The sequence below is a fragment of the Pseudomonas sp. GM33 genome, assembly GCF_000282295.1.
Taxonomy (GTDB): domain Bacteria; phylum Pseudomonadota; class Gammaproteobacteria; order Pseudomonadales; family Pseudomonadaceae; genus Aquipseudomonas; species Aquipseudomonas laurylsulfatiphila.
Map to the genome: position 1 here is coordinate 17468 of NZ_AKJO01000038.1, position 16324 is coordinate 33791.

Sequence of the window (16324 nt, forward strand, 5' to 3'; positions counted from 1 at the left end):
CCTTCGAGACGCCCCCTCAAGGCTGCGATCTGATCAATAGCAATACTTTTTACCGGGAACTGCAGAATTCTTCGCGCCTGCCGACATATTCTTATAGCACTTGGCCTTCATCTCTCTTGTCAGTCGGTGTCGCAATGATGCAACCTTGCCGCAGGCAACAGTAAAGAGGGCGTGAGCCCAGCGCGTTCAGCATATTCGAAGCGAGTTTCCCTCCATGAAAAGCCAACCCGATGCCGCCAGCCGTATGGTGGCCGAGGTAGTGACGCAGTTGCCTGTGCCCTCGCGGCTCGGCATGCTGCGTTTCGAACGGCTTAATGAACCCAGCTGGGCGCTCCTGTTTCTCGATCCCAATTGCGAACGCCAGTTCGGCCTGCCCGCCGTGGAGCTGTGTGCACTGGTAGGTTCGCCCTACGCCAGCCTGATGGAGCCGGAAGCGCGCTATCAACTTCATGACGCGGTCCAGCAACAGCTGACCCAAAGCACGCATTACCTGATCCGCTACACCCTGCATACGGCCTCCGGCTCCCTGAATCTGCTGGAATTGGGCGAAGCCTACAAACAACACAATCGCCACCTGTTGCGCGGCTACCTGTTGGTCATTGACGGCCTGTTCGAGGATGACCCGCTGCAACCAGCCCTGGACCTGGAAACCCAGAACTCGCGCCTGCAAATCGCCCTGGAGCTCAATCAGCGCGCCCAACAGGAGCAATTGCTGCATCTGGACCGGGTGCGTGCCCAGCAGGACCTGATCCTGCTGCTTACCCGTCAGCGCTACAGCAGCAACAACTCCTTGCGCGAAGCCGCCGAGTTGATCACCCGCAGCGCCTGCGACATTTACCAAATCGACTGCGCCAGCCTGTGGAGCCTCGAAGGTTCGATGCTGGTGCCGATCTCGGCCTATCACCGCACGAATCAGGAATACCTGCTGCCGCAACCGATCGACGTCAGCGTGTTCCCCGACTACCTCGACGCCCTGCACACAGGCCGTGCCATCGACGCCCATAACGCCATGCACGACCCGCGCACCCGGGAGATGGCCGAAAGCCTGCGCCCGCGCGACGTCAACGCGATGCTCGACGCCAGTATCCGTGTCGATGGCCAGGTGGTGGGCGTTTTGTGCCTGGAACAAATCGGTGCGACCCGTGCCTGGCAGTCCGATGAAATCGCCTTCGCCGGAGAACTGGCCGACCAGTTCGCCCAGGTCATCAGCAACCACAACCGGCGCACCGCAACCAGCGCCCTGCACCTGTTCCAGCGTGCGGTCGAGCAAAGTGCCAACGCCTTTCTGCTGGTCAACTGCGATGGCGTGGTGGAGTACGTCAACCCGAGCTTCACCGCCATCACCCAGTACTCCACCGAAGAAGTGCACGGTCAGCGCCTGTCGGAACTGCCGGCCCTGGAGAACCTCAGCGAACTGCTGTTCGACGCGCCTTCGGCACTGGCCAAGAGCAACAGTTGGCAGGGCGAATTCAAGAGCCGCCGGAAAAACCTAGAACCCTACTGGGGCCAGTTGTCGATCTCCAAGGTGTACGGCGACAACCGCGAGCTGACCCACTACATCGGCATCTACGAAGACATCACCCAGACCAAGCTCGCTCAGCAGCGCATCGAGCGACTGGCCTACACCGACAACCTGACCAATCTCGGCAACCGCCCGGCGTTCATCCGCAACCTCGACGAACGCTTCGCCCGCGACAGCGACGCGCCGATCAGCCTGTTGCTGGTGGACATCGACAACTTCAAGCGGATCAACGACAGCCTCGGCCACCAGACTGGCGACAAATTGCTGATCAGTCTGGCCCGACGCCTGCGCAACAGCCTGATCCCGAGCGGCAGCCTGGCGCGATTCGCCAGTAACGAATTCGCCGTGTTGCTGGACAACAGTGACCTCACGATGGGTCAGCAAGTGGCCAATCAGTTGCTGGCGACCCTCGACAAACCGATGTTCGTCGACAACCAGTTGATCAGTGTCACGGGGTCCGTGGGCCTGGCCTGCGCGCCGCTGCACGGGCGCGACCCGCAAACCTTGATGCGCAACGCCGGGCTGGCGCTGCACAAGGCCAAGGCCAATGGCAAACATCAGGTGCAAGTGTTCACCGAAGCATTGAACGCCGAGGCCAGCTACAAGCTGTTCGTCGAAAACAACTTGCGCCGCGCCCTGACCCAGAACGAACTCGACGTGTTCTACCAGCCCAAGCTGTGCCTGCGCAGTGGTCGCTTGCTGGGCATGGAAGCACTGCTGCGCTGGGATCATCCGGAAAAGGGCATGATCCGCCCGGATCAGTTCATCAGCGTCGCCGAGGAAACCGGGCTGATCATCCCGATCGGCAAATGGATCGCCCGCCAGGCCTGCCGCATGAGCAAAGCGCTGACCGCCGCCGGCCTGGGCAACCTGCAAGTGGCGATCAACCTGTCGCCCAAGCAATTCTCCGATCCGGACCTGGTGGCCTCCATCGCCACCATCCTCAAGGAAGAAGCCCTGCCCGCGCATTTGCTGGAGCTTGAGTTAACGGAGGGCCTGCTGCTGGAGGCCACCGAAGACACCCACTTGCAACTCGACCAGCTCAAGCGCCTGGGCCTGACCCTGGCCATGGATGACTTCGGCACCGGTTACTCGTCGCTCAGCTACTTGAAAAAATTCCCCATCGACATCATCAAGATCGATCGAAGCTTCATCCACGAAATCCCGGACAACCAGGACGACATGGAAATCACCTCCGCGGTGATCGCCATGGCCCACAACCTGAAACTCAAGGTCGTGGCTGAAGGCATCGAAACCGCCGATCAGTTGTCGTTCCTGCGCCGTCACCGCTGCGACGTCGGCCAGGGCTACCTGTTCGACCGTCCGATCCCGGGCAATGAGCTGATCGAAAAGCTCAAACGCTACCCGCGTGGCCCAATCGCCTGACAAACACAGAACCTGTGGGAGCTTGCTCGCGATAGCGGTGGATCAGTCGACATTGATGCTGAAAGTTATGCCCTCATCGCGAGCAAGCCCGCTCCCACAAGGTAGTGCGTATCTGGCCGGCATTGGGCACACTAACGGTCTGCTTACTTACAACCCATCCTGACTGAGAGGACTGATCATGGTTCTGCGCTCGGAAATTCTGGTGAACAAAAACGTGCTCCCTACTAAAGAACAAGCTCTGCCCGGTCGCGAAACCGCAATGACCCTGCCCGAAAAGCACTTTGTGTTTAAAGACACCCCCTTGCTTGGCCCGTTCTTCGAAGACGTCGACTTCGCGATCTTCGGCCTCGGCTGCTTCTGGGGCGCGGAACGCCGCTTCTGGCAGCGCGACGGCGTGGTCAGCACGGTTGTGGGTTACGCTGGCGGCTTCACGCCGAACCCGACCTACGAAGAAGTCTGCTCGGGCCTGACCGGCCACGCCGAAGTGGTGCTGGTGGTGTATGACAAGGCCAAGGTCAGCTACCAGGAACTGCTGGCGATGTTCTGGGAACTGCACAACCCGACTCAGGGCATGCGTCAGGGCAACGACATCGGCACCCAGTACCGCTCGGTGATCTACGCCACCTCGCCTGAACAACTGGACGCCGCGCTCAAGAGCAAGGAAGCGTACCAGGCTGAACTGTCCAAGGCCGGCCTCGGTGAAATCAGCACCGAAATCGACCAGGCCCCGACCGTCTACTTTGCAGAGACGTATCACCAGCAGTACCTGGCCAAGAATCCGGAAGGCTACTGCGGGATCGGCGGTACAGGCGTGACTTGCCCGATCTGATCGCTAAAGCAAAAGATCGCAGCCTTCGGCAGCTCCTACAGGTGTACGAATAACCCTGTAGGAGCTGCCGCAGGCTGCGATCTTTTGACCATGCCGCTTGTTACTCGGCAATCAACCAATCCATCCGCCACCCACCCTGGGTCTGTCCAAGCTTCTCGGACAACCACGGCAGCAGCTCACGCAACTCCTCCTCCAGCCCCCACGGCGGATTGGCAATCGCCAGTCCGGAGCCGTTCAGGCTGTTCGGCGTATCCAGCGGATGCACCAGCAACTCCACCCGCAACAACTTCGGCGCACCGGTACCGGCCAGGTCCTGGTAGAAACGACGCAGCGCACGCTGATCCTTCACCGGGTACCAGATCGCCGCCACAGTCTGGCGCATCCGGCCAATCGCTTCCTTGAGCGACGCGGCACAACGCTGCATCTCGTCGAGCTTCTCGAACGGCGGATCGATCAACATCACCGCACGCTTCTCCGGCACCGGCAACAAGGCCCGCGACACATGCCAGCCTTCGCCCAGGTGCACCTTGACCCGACGATCACCGGCCATGTTGTCCTTGAGCAAAACGCCATCTTCCGGGTGCTTCTCGTTGAGCAACACGCGGTCCTGCGGGCGAGTCAAACGTCGCGCCAGCTCCGGCGACCCTGGGTAATAGCGCAACTGGCCATCCGGGTTCATCTCGTGCAGCACCTGCATGTAATCCGCGGTCAGGATCGGCAGATCCGGCTGATCCCACAAACGCGCAATGCCTTCCAGGTACTCACCGGTACGGTTGGCCTGATCACCCTGAAGGTCATACAGACCGATGCCGGCGTGAGTGTCGAGATAGGCAAACGGCTGCTCCTTGCGCGACATCAGGGCGATGAGGCGGGTCAAGGTCAGGTGTTTGAACACATCGGCGTGATTGCCGGCATGGAAGGCGTGACGATAATTCATGGTTGCTCCTGCGAAGGCCGGGAAGTTTACCTTTTACCGGCCGGCAAGTCAGGGGTTGGGGACTGAGCGGACACTTCGAGCATTCATAGCGGCAATAAGCACGCACCATCACTCGACAAATTCAGAAACGCCTCACAACAGGAAGACTCCCGAACCTGCAAACCGGTGTGATAGCGTTCTTTGTCGAAAAAAGCAAAGGACGCACAAATGACCATTCGCTACGCAAAGATTGCAATGACCCTGGCGCTCGCCGCATTCGCCTTCATGACCGTGTTCAACAACATCACCGACTACGGCTCCAACTTCAACTTCGTCCGGCATGTGCTGAGCATGGATACCACCTTCCCTGACAACGCCGCCCGGTATCGCGCAATTGATCTGCCTTGGGTGTGGCACGGGGCTTACTGGCTGATCATCCTTGGCGAAGCCATTACCTGTGGACTTCTTGGCTACGGCGCACTACAGCTCTGGCGCTCGCGGTCAGCCGGTGGGCATGAGTTCAGACAGGCCAGGAAGTGGGCCGTAGCGGGTTTGACGACCGGATTTTTCGTGTGGTTTTTCGGCTTCATGGTTGTTGGAGGTGAGTGGTTTCTGATGTGGCAATCCGATATTTGGAATGGTCAGGACGCAGCCTTCAGGTTCTACATGGCAATACTGGGCGTGCTGATCTTTCTGAATCAGCCCGATACCGATCTTGACTGATCCCCAATAAAAAACGGCCCGCACCAAAAGCTGCGAGCCGTTTTTTATCAGGGATGGGAAGCGCTCACCCCATCACTCATCACTTGTTCAGACGATAATCATTCTCTGCAGCCGCAAAACGCTGGAACATGCCGGCAGTCGGCGTGCCCATTTTGCTGACGAAGTAGATCGCCAGGCTGGCGAAGATGAAGCCCGGGATGATTTCGTACAGGCCGAGCAGTTCGAAGTGTTTCCAGACGATCACGGTGATCGCGCCGACCAGGATGCCGGCCAGTGCGCCGTTGCGGGTCATGTCTTTCCAGATCACGGAGATCAGTACGACCGGACCGAATGCGGCACCGAAACCGGCCCAGGCGTAGCTCACCAGGCCCAGTACACGGTTTTCCGGGTTCGACGCCAGGGCGATCGCCACCAGGGCAACCAACAACACCATGGCACGACCGACCCAGACCAGTTCCAGCTGCGAAGCGGATTTACGCAGGAAGGTCTTGTAGAAGTCTTCGGTCAGGGCGCTCGAGCACACCAGCAACTGGCAGCTCAGGGTGCTCATCACCGCAGCCAGAATGGCCGACAGCAGGACACCGGCGATCCATGGGTTGAACAGGATCTTGGCCAGTTCGATGAACACACGCTCGTGGTTCTCGGAAACCGCGCCAGCCACGTCCGGGTGTGCCGAGAAGTAGGCGATACCGAAGAAGCCCACAGCCACGGTGCCGCCCAGGCACAGGATCATCCAGGTCATGGAGATGCGTCGGGCCTTGGCAATCGATTTCACCGAATCAGCCGCCATGAAACGCGCGAGGATGTGCGGCTGACCGAAGTAGCCCAGACCCCAGCCCATCAGCGAGATGATGCCGATGAAAGTGGTGCCCTTGAGCATGTCGAAGTTACTTGGATCTTGCGCTTCGATGGCCAGGAAGGTGGTGTCGACACCACCGGTGGCCAGCAGCACGATGACCGGCGTCAGGATCAACGCGAAGATCATCAGGGTGGCTTGTACGGTATCGGTCCAGCTGACGGCCAGGAATCCGCCGATAAAGGTGTAGGCAATCGTCGCCGCAGCACCGGCCCACAGCGCCGTCTCGTAGGACATGCCGAAGGTGCTTTCGAACAGACGGGCACCGGCCACGATGCCGGAAGCGCAGTAGATGGTGAAGAACACCAGGATCACAACGGCGGAGATGATCCGCAGCAGACCGCTCTTGTCTTCGAAACGGCTGGCGAAGTAGTCCGGCAGGGTCAGTGCGTCACCGTTGTGCTCGGTCTGCACGCGCAGACGGCCGGCGACGAACAGCCAGTTCAGGTAGGCGCCGACGATCAGGCCGATGGCGATCCAGCTTTCGGAAAGACCGGACATGTAGATTGCGCCGGGCAAGCCCATCAACAACCAGCCGCTCATGTCGGAGGCACCGGCGGACAGTGCAGTCACGACGCTGCCCAGGCTGCGACCGCCCAGGATGTAGTCGGAAAGGTTGTTGGTGGAGCGATAGGCCATCAAGCCAATCAGCACCATTGCTGCGATGTAGATCACGAACGTGATCAGGGTTGGATTGCTTACGCTCATTAAGTTACGCCCTGGCTTTGTTTTTATGTAGCGGCGGCTGGTGAACCGCTCGCAAACGCATACGTTTGACAGACGATCCGGATTCCCGCGCATTTATGACTGATGTTTCCCCAGGAAAGCCATCAGCCGGAGCACCCGGATTTTTCCGGGTTGCACCTTGGGCGCGAATGCTATTCAACAAAGCAAATAAGGTGCAACCAGTTTCGCGAGAATAAGTTGCACCTAGTCGGAAATAAATAGTAAACACCGGTTTTTGCTCCTTTTCGGAGCAAGAAACAGAGCCAACCGCGTGAAAAAGCACCAAGCAGATACGGCACACCCGTACCAGAATTTATTTCCTGACGAGCTGCTTAATATTCCGACAAAAAAAGGGTTGCACCCGGTTGCACCTCAACAGTCGCACGGCTAATCTTGCCGCCAGCTGATGCCACGCAGTCGTGGCAAACATGAGGATAAAAACATGGCTACCACCACCCTTGGGGTCAAACTTGACGACCCGACCCGCGAACGCCTCAAGGCCGCCGCGACCTCGATTGATCGCACGCCGCACTGGTTGATCAAGCAGGCAATCTTCAATTACCTGGAAAAACTCGAGGGTGGTGCAACCCTGACCGAGCTGAGCGGTTTGACCAAGGACTCCGACGACAGCGTCGACGCGCCTCTGGATCACGCCCACCAGTGCTTCCTCGAATTCGCCGAAAGCATCCTGCCGCAGTCGGTACTGCGCGCCTCGATCACCGCCGCCTACCGCCGCCCTGAGCCGGAAGTCGTGCCGATGCTGATCGAACAGGCTCGCCTGCCGGCACCGATGGCCGAAGCCACCAACAAGCTTGCCGCCTCGATTGCTGAAAAACTGCGCAATCAGAAGAGCGCTGGCGGCCGTGCCGGCATCGTTCAGGGCCTGCTGCAGGAATTCTCCCTGTCGTCCCAGGAAGGCGTGGCGCTGATGTGCCTGGCCGAAGCGCTGCTGCGCATCCCGGACAAAGGCACCCGTGACGCCCTGATCCGCGACAAGATCAGCACCGGCAACTGGCAGCCGCACCTGGGCAACAGCCCGTCGCTGTTCGTCAACGCCGCCACCTGGGGCCTGCTGCTGACCGGCAAGCTGGTGTCGACCCACAACGAAGCCGGCCTGACTTCGTCCCTGAGCCGCATCATTGGCAAGAGCGGCGAGCCGATGATCCGCAAGGGCGTCGACATGGCCATGCGCCTGATGGGCGAGCAGTTCGTGACCGGCGAAACCATCGCCGAAGCCCTGGCCAACGCCAGCAAGTTCGAAGCCAAGGGCTTCCGCTATTCCTACGACATGCTGGGTGAAGCCGCACTCACCGAGCACGACGCCCAGAAGTACCTGGCCTCGTACGAACAAGCCATCCACTCGATCGGCAAGGCGTCCCACGGTCGCGGGATTTATGAAGGCCCGGGCATTTCCATCAAGCTGTCCGCCCTGCACCCGCGCTACAGCCGCGCCCAGTACGAGCGCGTGATGGATGAGCTGTACCCGCGCCTGCTGTCGCTGACCCTGTTGGCCAAGCAATACGACATCGGCCTGAACATCGACGCCGAAGAAGCCGACCGCCTGGAGCTGTCGCTGGATCTGCTCGAGCGCCTGTGCTTCGAGCCGCAACTGACCGGCTGGAACGGTATCGGTTTCGTGATCCAGGCTTACCAGAAGCGTTGCCCGTACGTGATCGACTACGTGATCGACCTGGCTCGTCGCAGCCGTCATCGCCTGATGATCCGCCTGGTAAAAGGCGCGTACTGGGACAGCGAAATCAAGCGCGCCCAGGTCGAAGGCCTGGAAGGCTACCCGGTCTATACCCGCAAGGTGTACACCGACGTGTCCTACATCGCTTGCGCGCGCAAGCTGCTGTCGGTGCCGGAAGTCATCTACCCGCAGTTCGCCACGCACAACGCCCACACCCTGTCGGCCATTTATCACATCGCCGGTCAGAACTATTACCCGGGCCAGTACGAGTTCCAATGCCTGCACGGCATGGGTGAACCGCTGTACGAACAGGTTGTAGGCAAAGTCTCCGAAGGCAAGCTGAACCGTCCGTGCCGCGTGTACGCACCGGTCGGTACCCACGAAACCCTGCTGGCTTACCTGGTGCGTCGCCTGCTGGAAAACGGCGCGAACACCTCGTTCGTCAACCGTATCGCCGACCAATCGATTTCGATCCAGGAACTGGTAGCCGATCCGGTAGCCAGCATCGAGCAGATGGCGACCGTGGAAGGTGGTTTCGGCCTGCCGCACCCGCGTATTCCGCTGCCGCGTGACCTGTATGGCGCCGAGCGCGCCAACTCCAGCGGCATCGACATGGCCAACGAACATCGTTTGGCGTCGCTGTCCTGCGCACTTCTCGCTACCGCACACAACCACTGGAAAGCCGCACCGATACTCGGCTGCGCATCCAGCAACGAAGCCCCGGCTCCCGTGTTGAACCCGTCCGATCTGCGTGACGTGGTCGGCCATGTGCAGGAAGCCACCGTCGAAGACGTCGACAACGCGATCCAGTGCGCCCTCAACGCCGCACCGATCTGGCAGGCCACCCCGCCCGCCGAACGCGCCGCGATCCTGGAACGTGCCGCCGACCTGATGGAAGCCGAGATCCAGCCGTTGATGGGCCTGCTGGCCCGCGAAGCCGGCAAGACCTTTGCCAACGCCATCGCTGAAGTGCGTGAAGCCGTGGACTTTCTGCGTTACTACGCGGTGCAGGCCCGCAACGACTTCACCAACGACGCTCACCGTCCACTGGGCCCAGTCGTGTGCATCAGCCCGTGGAACTTCCCGCTGGCGATCTTCAGTGGTCAAGTGGCTGCTGCGCTGGCCGCCGGTAACCCGGTATTGGCCAAGCCTGCGGAACAAACGCCGCTGGTCGCCGCTCAAGCCGTGCGCCTGCTGCTCGAAGCCGGCATCCCTGAAGGCGTGCTGCAACTGCTGCCGGGTCGCGGTGAAACCGTGGGTGCCGGCCTGGTCGGCGACGATCGCGTCAAAGGCGTGATGTTCACCGGTTCCACCGAAGTCGCGCGCTTGCTGCAACGCAACATCGCCGGCCGCCTGGACAGCCAGGGCCGTCCGATCCCGCTGATCGCCGAAACCGGTGGCCAGAACGCGATGATCGTCGACTCTTCGGCACTGACCGAACAAGTGGTGATCGACGTGGTTTCGTCGGCATTCGACAGTGCCGGCCAGCGTTGCTCGGCCCTGCGCGTCCTGTGCCTGCAGGAAGATTCCGCCGACCGCGTCATCGAAATGCTCAAGGGTGCGATGGCTGAAAGCCGTCTCGGCAACCCTGAGCGTCTGTCCGTGGACATCGGTCCGGTGATCGACGCCGAAGCCAAGGCTGGCATCGAAAAGCACATCCAGGCCATGCGCGACAAAGGTCGCAGCGTGTACCAGGTGGCCATCGCCGACGCCGAAGAAGTCAAACGCGGCACTTTCGTGATGCCGACCCTGATCGAACTGGAAAGCTTCGACGAACTACAGCGGGAGATCTTTGGCCCGGTGCTGCACGTGGTTCGCTACAAGCGCAAAGACATCGATCAACTGATCGGCCAGATCAACGCTTCCGGCTACGGCCTGACCCTGGGCGTGCACACCCGCATCGACGAAACCATCGCCAAGGTGATCGACAACGTCAATGCCGGTAACGTCTATGTGAACCGCAACATCGTTGGCGCTGTAGTTGGCGTGCAACCGTTCGGTGGCGAAGGCCTGTCGGGTACCGGCCCGAAAGCCGGTGGCCCGCTGTACCTGTACCGCCTGCTGTCGACCCGCCCTGCCGATGCGATCGAACAATCCTTCGCTCGCGGCGATGCCGCCGCAGCACCGGACGTTCGTCTGCGCGACGCCATGAGCAAGCCGCTGACCGCCCTGAAAACCTGGGCCGACAGCCACAAGTTTGCCGACCTGAGCACCCTGTGCGTGCAGTTCGCCGCACAATCGCAAAGCGGCATCACCCGTGTACTGGCTGGCCCAACCGGCGAGCGCAACAGCTACGCGATCCTGCCACGGGAACACGTGCTGTGCCTGGCGGAAGTCGAAGGCGACCTGTTGACTCAACTGGCGGCGGTACTGGCTGTCGGCGGTTCGGCGGTGTGGCCGGAAGGTGAACTGACCAAGGCGCTGTTCGCACGCCTGCCGAAGGAGATTCAGGCGCGCATCAAGCTGGTTTCCGACTGGAACAAGGACGAAGTGGTGTTTGATGCGGTTGTGCATCACGGCCATTCCGACCAGTTGCGTGCGGTTTGCCAGCAGGTTGCCAAGCGTGCCGGAGCAATTGTCGGGGTTCAGGGCCTGTCGCAGGGCGAGACCAACATTGCGCTGGAGCGTTTGGTGATCGAGCGGGCGTTGAGCGTCAACACGGCTGCGGCGGGTGGTAATGCGAGCTTGATGACCATCGGCTAAACCCGACAATCCGGGCACCTGCAACAGGTGCCCGGTTCAGCAACAATCCCTGTGGGAGCGAGCTTGCTCGCGATAGCGGTCTGTCAGTCACCTTTAATATTGACTGATCTGCCGCCATCGCGAGCAAGCTCGCTCCCACAGTGGTTTGTGGCGTTTGCTAAGTTTCTGCGCGGCTCCAACATCACCCTTATCAATAATCCTATTCAGCCTTTATTCCCAACCTTAGACTCGGCCCACCCCAATAAAAGGTAGGCCGCCATGTCCGAGACGTTGCTCAGTTCCCGCAATCTGGCTTTCGAGCTGTATGAAGTCCTCGATGCCGAGGGCCTGACCCAGCGTGAACGTTTCGCCGAACACAATCGCGAAACCTTCGATGCGGCCATTGGCACCGCCCGCAACATCGCCGAGAAGTTCTTCGCCCCGCACAACCGCAAGGGCGACGAGAACGAGCCGCGCTACGAGAACGGTCAGGCGATTCTGATTCCGGAAGTGAAACCGGCGGTGGATGCTTTCCTCGAAGCCGGCTTCCTCAACGCCGCGCGCAGTTTCGACGCAGGCGGCATGCAACTTCCTACGCTGCTGTCCCAAGCCTGCTTTTCGCACTTCCAGTCGGCCAACGCCGCTTCGACCTCTTATCCGTTCCTGACCATGGGCGCGGCCAACCTGATCGAAAGCTTCGGTACCGAGGAGCAGAAGCGCCGCTTCCTGCAACCGATGATCGACGGCCGCTTCTTCGGCACCATGGCCCTGACCGAACCCCACGCGGGCTCGTCGCTGTCGGATATTCGTACCCGCGCCGAGCCTGCGTCCGACGGCACTTATCGCCTCAAGGGCAACAAGATCTTCATCTCCGGTGGCGATCACCCGCTGTCGGAAAACATCGTGCACATGGTGCTGGCCAAGCTGCCGGACGCACCGGCCGGTGTGAAAGGCATTTCGCTGTTCATCGTGCCCAAGTTCCTGGTCAACGATGACGGCAGCCTCGGCCAGCGCAACGACGTGCTGCTCGCCGGGCTGTTCCACAAGATGGGCTGGCGTGGCACCACCTCCACCGCGCTGAACTTCGGCGATAACGGCGATTGTGTCGGCTATCTGGTGGGCAAGCCGCACCATGGCTTGAGCTATATGTTCCAGATGATGAACGAGGCGCGGATCGGCGTCGGCATGGGCGCGGTGATGCTCGGTTACGCCGGCTATCTGTATTCGCTGGAATACGCCCGCGAGCGTCCGCAAGGTCGCGTGCCGGACAGCAAGGACCCGAACACCGCGCCGGTGGCGATCATTCAGCACGCCGACGTCAAACGCATGCTGCTGACACAAAAGGCCTACGTTGAAGGCTCGTTCGACCTCGGCCTGTACGCGGCGCGGCTGTTCGATGACACCACGACGCTGGAGACCGAAGCCGAGCGCAAGCAGGCCCATGAACTGCTGGACCTGCTGACGCCGATCGTCAAATCCTGGCCGTCGGAGTTCTGCCTGAAAGCCAACGAACTGGCGATCCAGATCCTCGGCGGCCACGGTTACACCCGTGAATACCCGGTGGAGCAGTACTATCGCGACAACCGCCTGAACCCGATCCACGAAGGCACCCACGGCATTCAATCGCTGGACCTGCTGGGCCGCAAACTGGCACAGAACGGTGGCGCGGGGCTCAAGCAACTGATCCGCCTGATCGCCGACACCGCCGAACGTGCCCAGGCGTTCGAGTCGCTGACGCCGCTGCGCGAACCGCTGGAGAAACTGGTGGCGCGCCTGCAAGCCGTGACCATTGGTTTGCTGACGGATTTGGGGCAAGGCAAGGTCAATAGCAGCCTGGCGAACTCGGCGCTGTACCTGAAGGTGTTCGGGCACACCGTCATTGGCTGGCGCTGGCTGGAACAGGCGATTCGTGCCGAGGAAGGGTTGGCCAAAGGGAATGGCGCGGATGTGAGCTTCTATAAGGGCAAGTTGCAGGCGGCCCGCTACTTCCTGACGTGGGAAGTGCCGGGTTGCCACCATGAGCTGGCGATTCTTGAGGCACGGGATGATGTGTGCCTGGGTATGCAGGATGAGTGGTTCTGATCACAAAAAAGATCGCAGCCTGCGGCAGCTCCTACAGGGAAACGCATTCCCATGTAGGAGCTGCCGCAGGCTGCGATCTTTTGATCTTGATCAGCTCAGCTTGAACCCACCCATCTGCCGCGCCAGGTCATCCGCCAACCGCTGCAACGTCTGGCAATCCTCACGACAAGCCCTGACCTCCCCCGCCGTCGCCCGCGCCAGATCGGAAATGCCCTGCACGTTGCGATTGATTTCCTCGGTGACTGCCGACTGCTCTTCCGTCGCCGTCGCCACCTGATGGTTCATGTCGCTGATGCGCTCCACTTGCCCGGTAATCGCGGTCAACGAGGTGCCGGTACGCTGGCTCGATTCGACACCCGTGCCCGTCGCGGCTTGCCCGGAATGCATCGACGACACCGCGTTCTCCGCGCCTTGCTTGAGGCTGCCGATCATCTGCTGGATTTCATCGGTGGACGATTGCGTACGCCGCGCGAGGGTGCGCACCTCATCGGCCACCACGGCGAACCCACGCCCCATGTCGCCAGCGCGCGCCGCTTCGATAGCGGCGTTGAGCGCCAGCAGGTTGGTCTGCTCGGAAATCCCGCGAATCACCGCCAGCACCTGATCGATGGATGCCACTTGATGAGCCAGCTCGGCCACCGCCGTGGCCGCTACACCGATTTCCCGGGACATGCTTTCAATGTGGCGGATAGAACCACCCACCACTTCCCGCGCCTGCAGCGCTTCATCACGGGCGGTTTGTGACGCGAACGCCGCGTTGCCGGCATTCTGCGCAATGTCCTGCACGGTCAGGCCCATTTCGTGAACAGCGGTGGCGACCATGTCGGTCATTTCCTGCTGACGACCAGAGCGTTCGGCGGTGTTGTCCACCACCCGCGCCACCTGGCCGACAGCGGTGCGCAGGCGCTCGCTGGTGGTCAGTACTTCGCCGATCATGTCGCGCTGGCTATCCAGGAAGCGATTGAAGCCACGCGCCAGATCACCCAGCTCATCGGCGCGGCTGGCATCCAGCCGCTGGGTCAAATCTCCACCACCGCTACCGATGGCCACCAGCGCTGCTGTTACCTGGCGAATCGGCCGCACCAGACCACGGGCCAGCAACACCACCAGCAACAGGCACACAATCGCCACCGCCAGGCCAATGCCGCTGCTCATCCACATGGCGCGGCGTGCTTCAGCGTAGATCTGCGATTGCGGCACTTCGGCCACCAGGCTCCAGCCGAGATCGCGCAGCGGCAAGCTCAAGGCGAGGAAGTCTTCGCCGTCGCGCTGGAAGCCGCTACTGGTGGCGGCTTTTTGACTCATCAGCGTTTGCGCTGCCGTAGCGCCGATCTGCTCGGTCAAGGTGCGTTTGCCGCTGAATTGCGCCTCGGGATGGACCTGGATCAAACCGTCGGAACGCACGAGATAGACCTTTCCGCGCTCCCCGAAGCTGAAATTGTGGATCAGCTCCGACAGCTCTTTCATGCTCAGGCCAAGCCCCGCAACGCCCACGACTTTACCGGCCTGTTCGACCTTGAGATCGATGAACAGCGCCAATTCTCCGGTGGCTGTGTCGTTATCGATATTGAGGGTGCGCGGCTGATTGCTGTCGAGGAACGCGTAGAACCAGGCATCTTTCGGATTGGATCGGCTGAGGGTGCGGTCCTGGCCTTTTTCGGTGAAGTAGTGGTTGGTCGCAGTGCCGACAATCAGCGCGGTAAAGGCTTTGTGCTCGGCGCGAATGCCTTCGAGATAGGTAGTAAACGTGCCGGCCTGGGCACTGTCTTCACCCCCGGCCAACCAGTCGCGCACCATGCTGTTGCTGGCGATGTCCTTGGCGGCGGTAAGGGGCTGGACGAGAATCCGCTCGATGTCGTTGCGCATCGCTTCGATGCTCGACGGCAAGGCTTGCTCGACCAGATAACTCTGGGCGAGACGATTGACCACGAGGGTATAAATGCCAACCACGATCAGGATACTGACCAGAAGGGCGGTGCCCATGCTCAGGATCAACTGCCATTGAATACTGCGTCGCCAGAACTGCATGGAGCACCCCCAAAGAATAAGAGGCTGAAACACTGCAACAGCCGTGCCGATTGTATACAAACCAACCGACAATCTATTCTTTGGTTGTGCGCAAAGCCGATCAGGCCTGATTGATCGTCTTGGAGATCACTTCAACCGTGGCGCTGACTTGCTCTTGGTAACGGTCGAGTTCGAGCTTGTGCTGTTTCCGCATTTCAATCTGCTGGGAGCACAGATTCATCGCCGCCAGCACCAGCAGTCGGTCACCGATCAGCGTCGGGTACTTTCTCTTGGTTTCGGCCAGGGCTGCCTTCAACATCATCGCGGCGTCCAGCAGGGTCTGTTCTTCCCCGGCCGGTGCCTTGATCGAATAGTCTTCCCCCAGGATCGAGACGACTTTTACCCCTGCGGCGTTGTAACTCATGCGCTGACAGGGCCTGCGCTGACGCGCTCAACCAGGGCCTGGATGCGAGCCGCCGTGGCACCTTGTTTCTCTTCCTGCTCCATCAGGCTCAGTTGCAGGCTTTCGTTTTCATCCTTGGCCTGGGCCAGTTCTGCAGTCAGGGTCTGGTTGGTGCCGAGCAGGGTCTGGTTCTGCTGCACCAGGTCGCTGACCAGTTGTTCCAATTGGCTTAGGGATGCTTCCAACATTTTGATTTTCCGGGCTTTTTCAAAGGGCGCGTACGATAAAGAAAAGTCACCGTGGATGCCAGGGTTATACAGGCGCAAAGCCTTGATTTTGCTGACGGGCGACCTTCCTCGCGAGTTTTAAAGACTGTGATAAGCCAATCTGGTTCCTGCAATTCGTCGCCGAGGCCTTTGCTGCGCAAAAGTGATGACGAAAAGATCGCAGCCTGCGGCAGCTCCTACACAGACTCGCGTGACCTGTAGGAGCTGCCGTGTAG

At 60.5% G+C, this 16324-nt stretch carries 10 protein-coding genes and 1 pseudogene; 5 read left to right on the forward strand and 6 right to left on the reverse strand.

Annotation, left to right across the window (positions count from 1 at the left end; genetic code table 11):
- The first annotated feature begins 214 nt into the window (after positions 1 to 214).
- On the forward strand, positions 215 to 2908 hold the full coding sequence (locus PMI26_RS22910) for a putative bifunctional diguanylate cyclase/phosphodiesterase (RefSeq protein ID WP_007971820.1): 2694 nt from the start codon (positions 215 to 217) through the stop codon (positions 2906 to 2908).
- A gap of 178 nt (positions 2909 to 3086) precedes the next feature.
- A complete protein-coding gene (msrA, locus tag PMI26_RS22905; protein ID WP_007971822.1) occupies positions 3087 to 3737 on the forward strand; it encodes a peptide-methionine (S)-S-oxide reductase MsrA in 651 nt (216 codons plus the stop codon).
- A 100-nt stretch (positions 3738 to 3837) separates the two neighbouring features.
- Here msrA and PMI26_RS22900 read toward each other — a convergent pair whose 3' ends face one another.
- A complete protein-coding gene (locus PMI26_RS22900) occupies positions 3838 to 4674 on the reverse strand; it encodes a 23S rRNA (adenine(2030)-N(6))-methyltransferase RlmJ (protein WP_007971823.1) in 837 nt (278 codons plus the stop codon).
- A gap of 207 nt (positions 4675 to 4881) precedes the next feature.
- On the opposite strand from PMI26_RS22900, the gene PMI26_RS22895 reads away from it, so the two are divergent.
- Positions 4882 to 5376: a DUF2165 family protein gene (locus PMI26_RS22895; protein ID WP_007971825.1), complete on the forward strand. Its 495-nt coding sequence runs from the start codon at positions 4882 to 4884 to the stop codon at positions 5374 to 5376.
- A gap of 79 nt (positions 5377 to 5455) precedes the next feature.
- On the opposite strand, the gene putP is transcribed toward PMI26_RS22895, so the two are convergent.
- Positions 5456 to 6940 carry a sodium/proline symporter PutP gene (gene putP, locus PMI26_RS22890; protein WP_007971827.1) on the reverse strand — a complete coding sequence of 495 codons (1485 nt, stop codon included), beginning with the start codon at positions 6938 to 6940 and terminating at the stop codon, positions 5456 to 5458.
- A gap of 460 nt (positions 6941 to 7400) precedes the next feature.
- Here putP and putA point away from each other — a divergent pair, with 460 nt between their 5' ends.
- Together putA and PMI26_RS22880 are read left to right on the forward strand one after the other, a co-directional pair.
- A complete protein-coding gene (putA, locus tag PMI26_RS22885) occupies positions 7401 to 11351 on the forward strand; it encodes a trifunctional transcriptional regulator/proline dehydrogenase/L-glutamate gamma-semialdehyde dehydrogenase (protein ID WP_007971829.1) in 3951 nt (1316 codons plus the stop codon).
- A gap of 258 nt (positions 11352 to 11609) precedes the next feature.
- Positions 11610 to 13412, forward strand: a complete 1803-nt coding sequence (locus PMI26_RS22880) for an acyl-CoA dehydrogenase (RefSeq protein ID WP_007971830.1) — start codon at positions 11610 to 11612, stop codon at positions 13410 to 13412.
- A gap of 90 nt (positions 13413 to 13502) precedes the next feature.
- Here the strand turns inward: PMI26_RS22880 and PMI26_RS32230 are convergent, their stop codons facing one another.
- The 4 genes and pseudogenes from PMI26_RS32230 to PMI26_RS22865 form a co-directional block, all read right to left on the reverse strand.
- Complete coding sequence (locus tag PMI26_RS32230; RefSeq protein ID WP_371924734.1) at positions 13503 to 14348, reverse strand: methyl-accepting chemotaxis protein; 846 nt, start codon at positions 14346 to 14348, stop codon at positions 13503 to 13505.
- Positions 14349 to 14366: 18 nt separating this feature from the next.
- Positions 14367 to 15440: pseudogene (locus PMI26_RS32235) on the reverse strand (HAMP domain-containing protein); the annotation flags it as partial.
- 100 nt (positions 15441 to 15540) lie between these two features.
- Positions 15541 to 15843: a cell division protein ZapA gene (locus PMI26_RS22870; protein ID WP_007971834.1), complete on the reverse strand. Its 303-nt coding sequence runs from the start codon at positions 15841 to 15843 to the stop codon at positions 15541 to 15543.
- Positions 15840 to 16070: a hypothetical protein gene (locus PMI26_RS22865; protein WP_007971835.1), complete on the reverse strand. Its 231-nt coding sequence runs from the start codon at positions 16068 to 16070 to the stop codon at positions 15840 to 15842. The genes PMI26_RS22870 and PMI26_RS22865 overlap by 4 nt, the downstream gene beginning before the upstream one ends.
- Positions 16071 to 16324 lie beyond the last annotated feature (254 nt).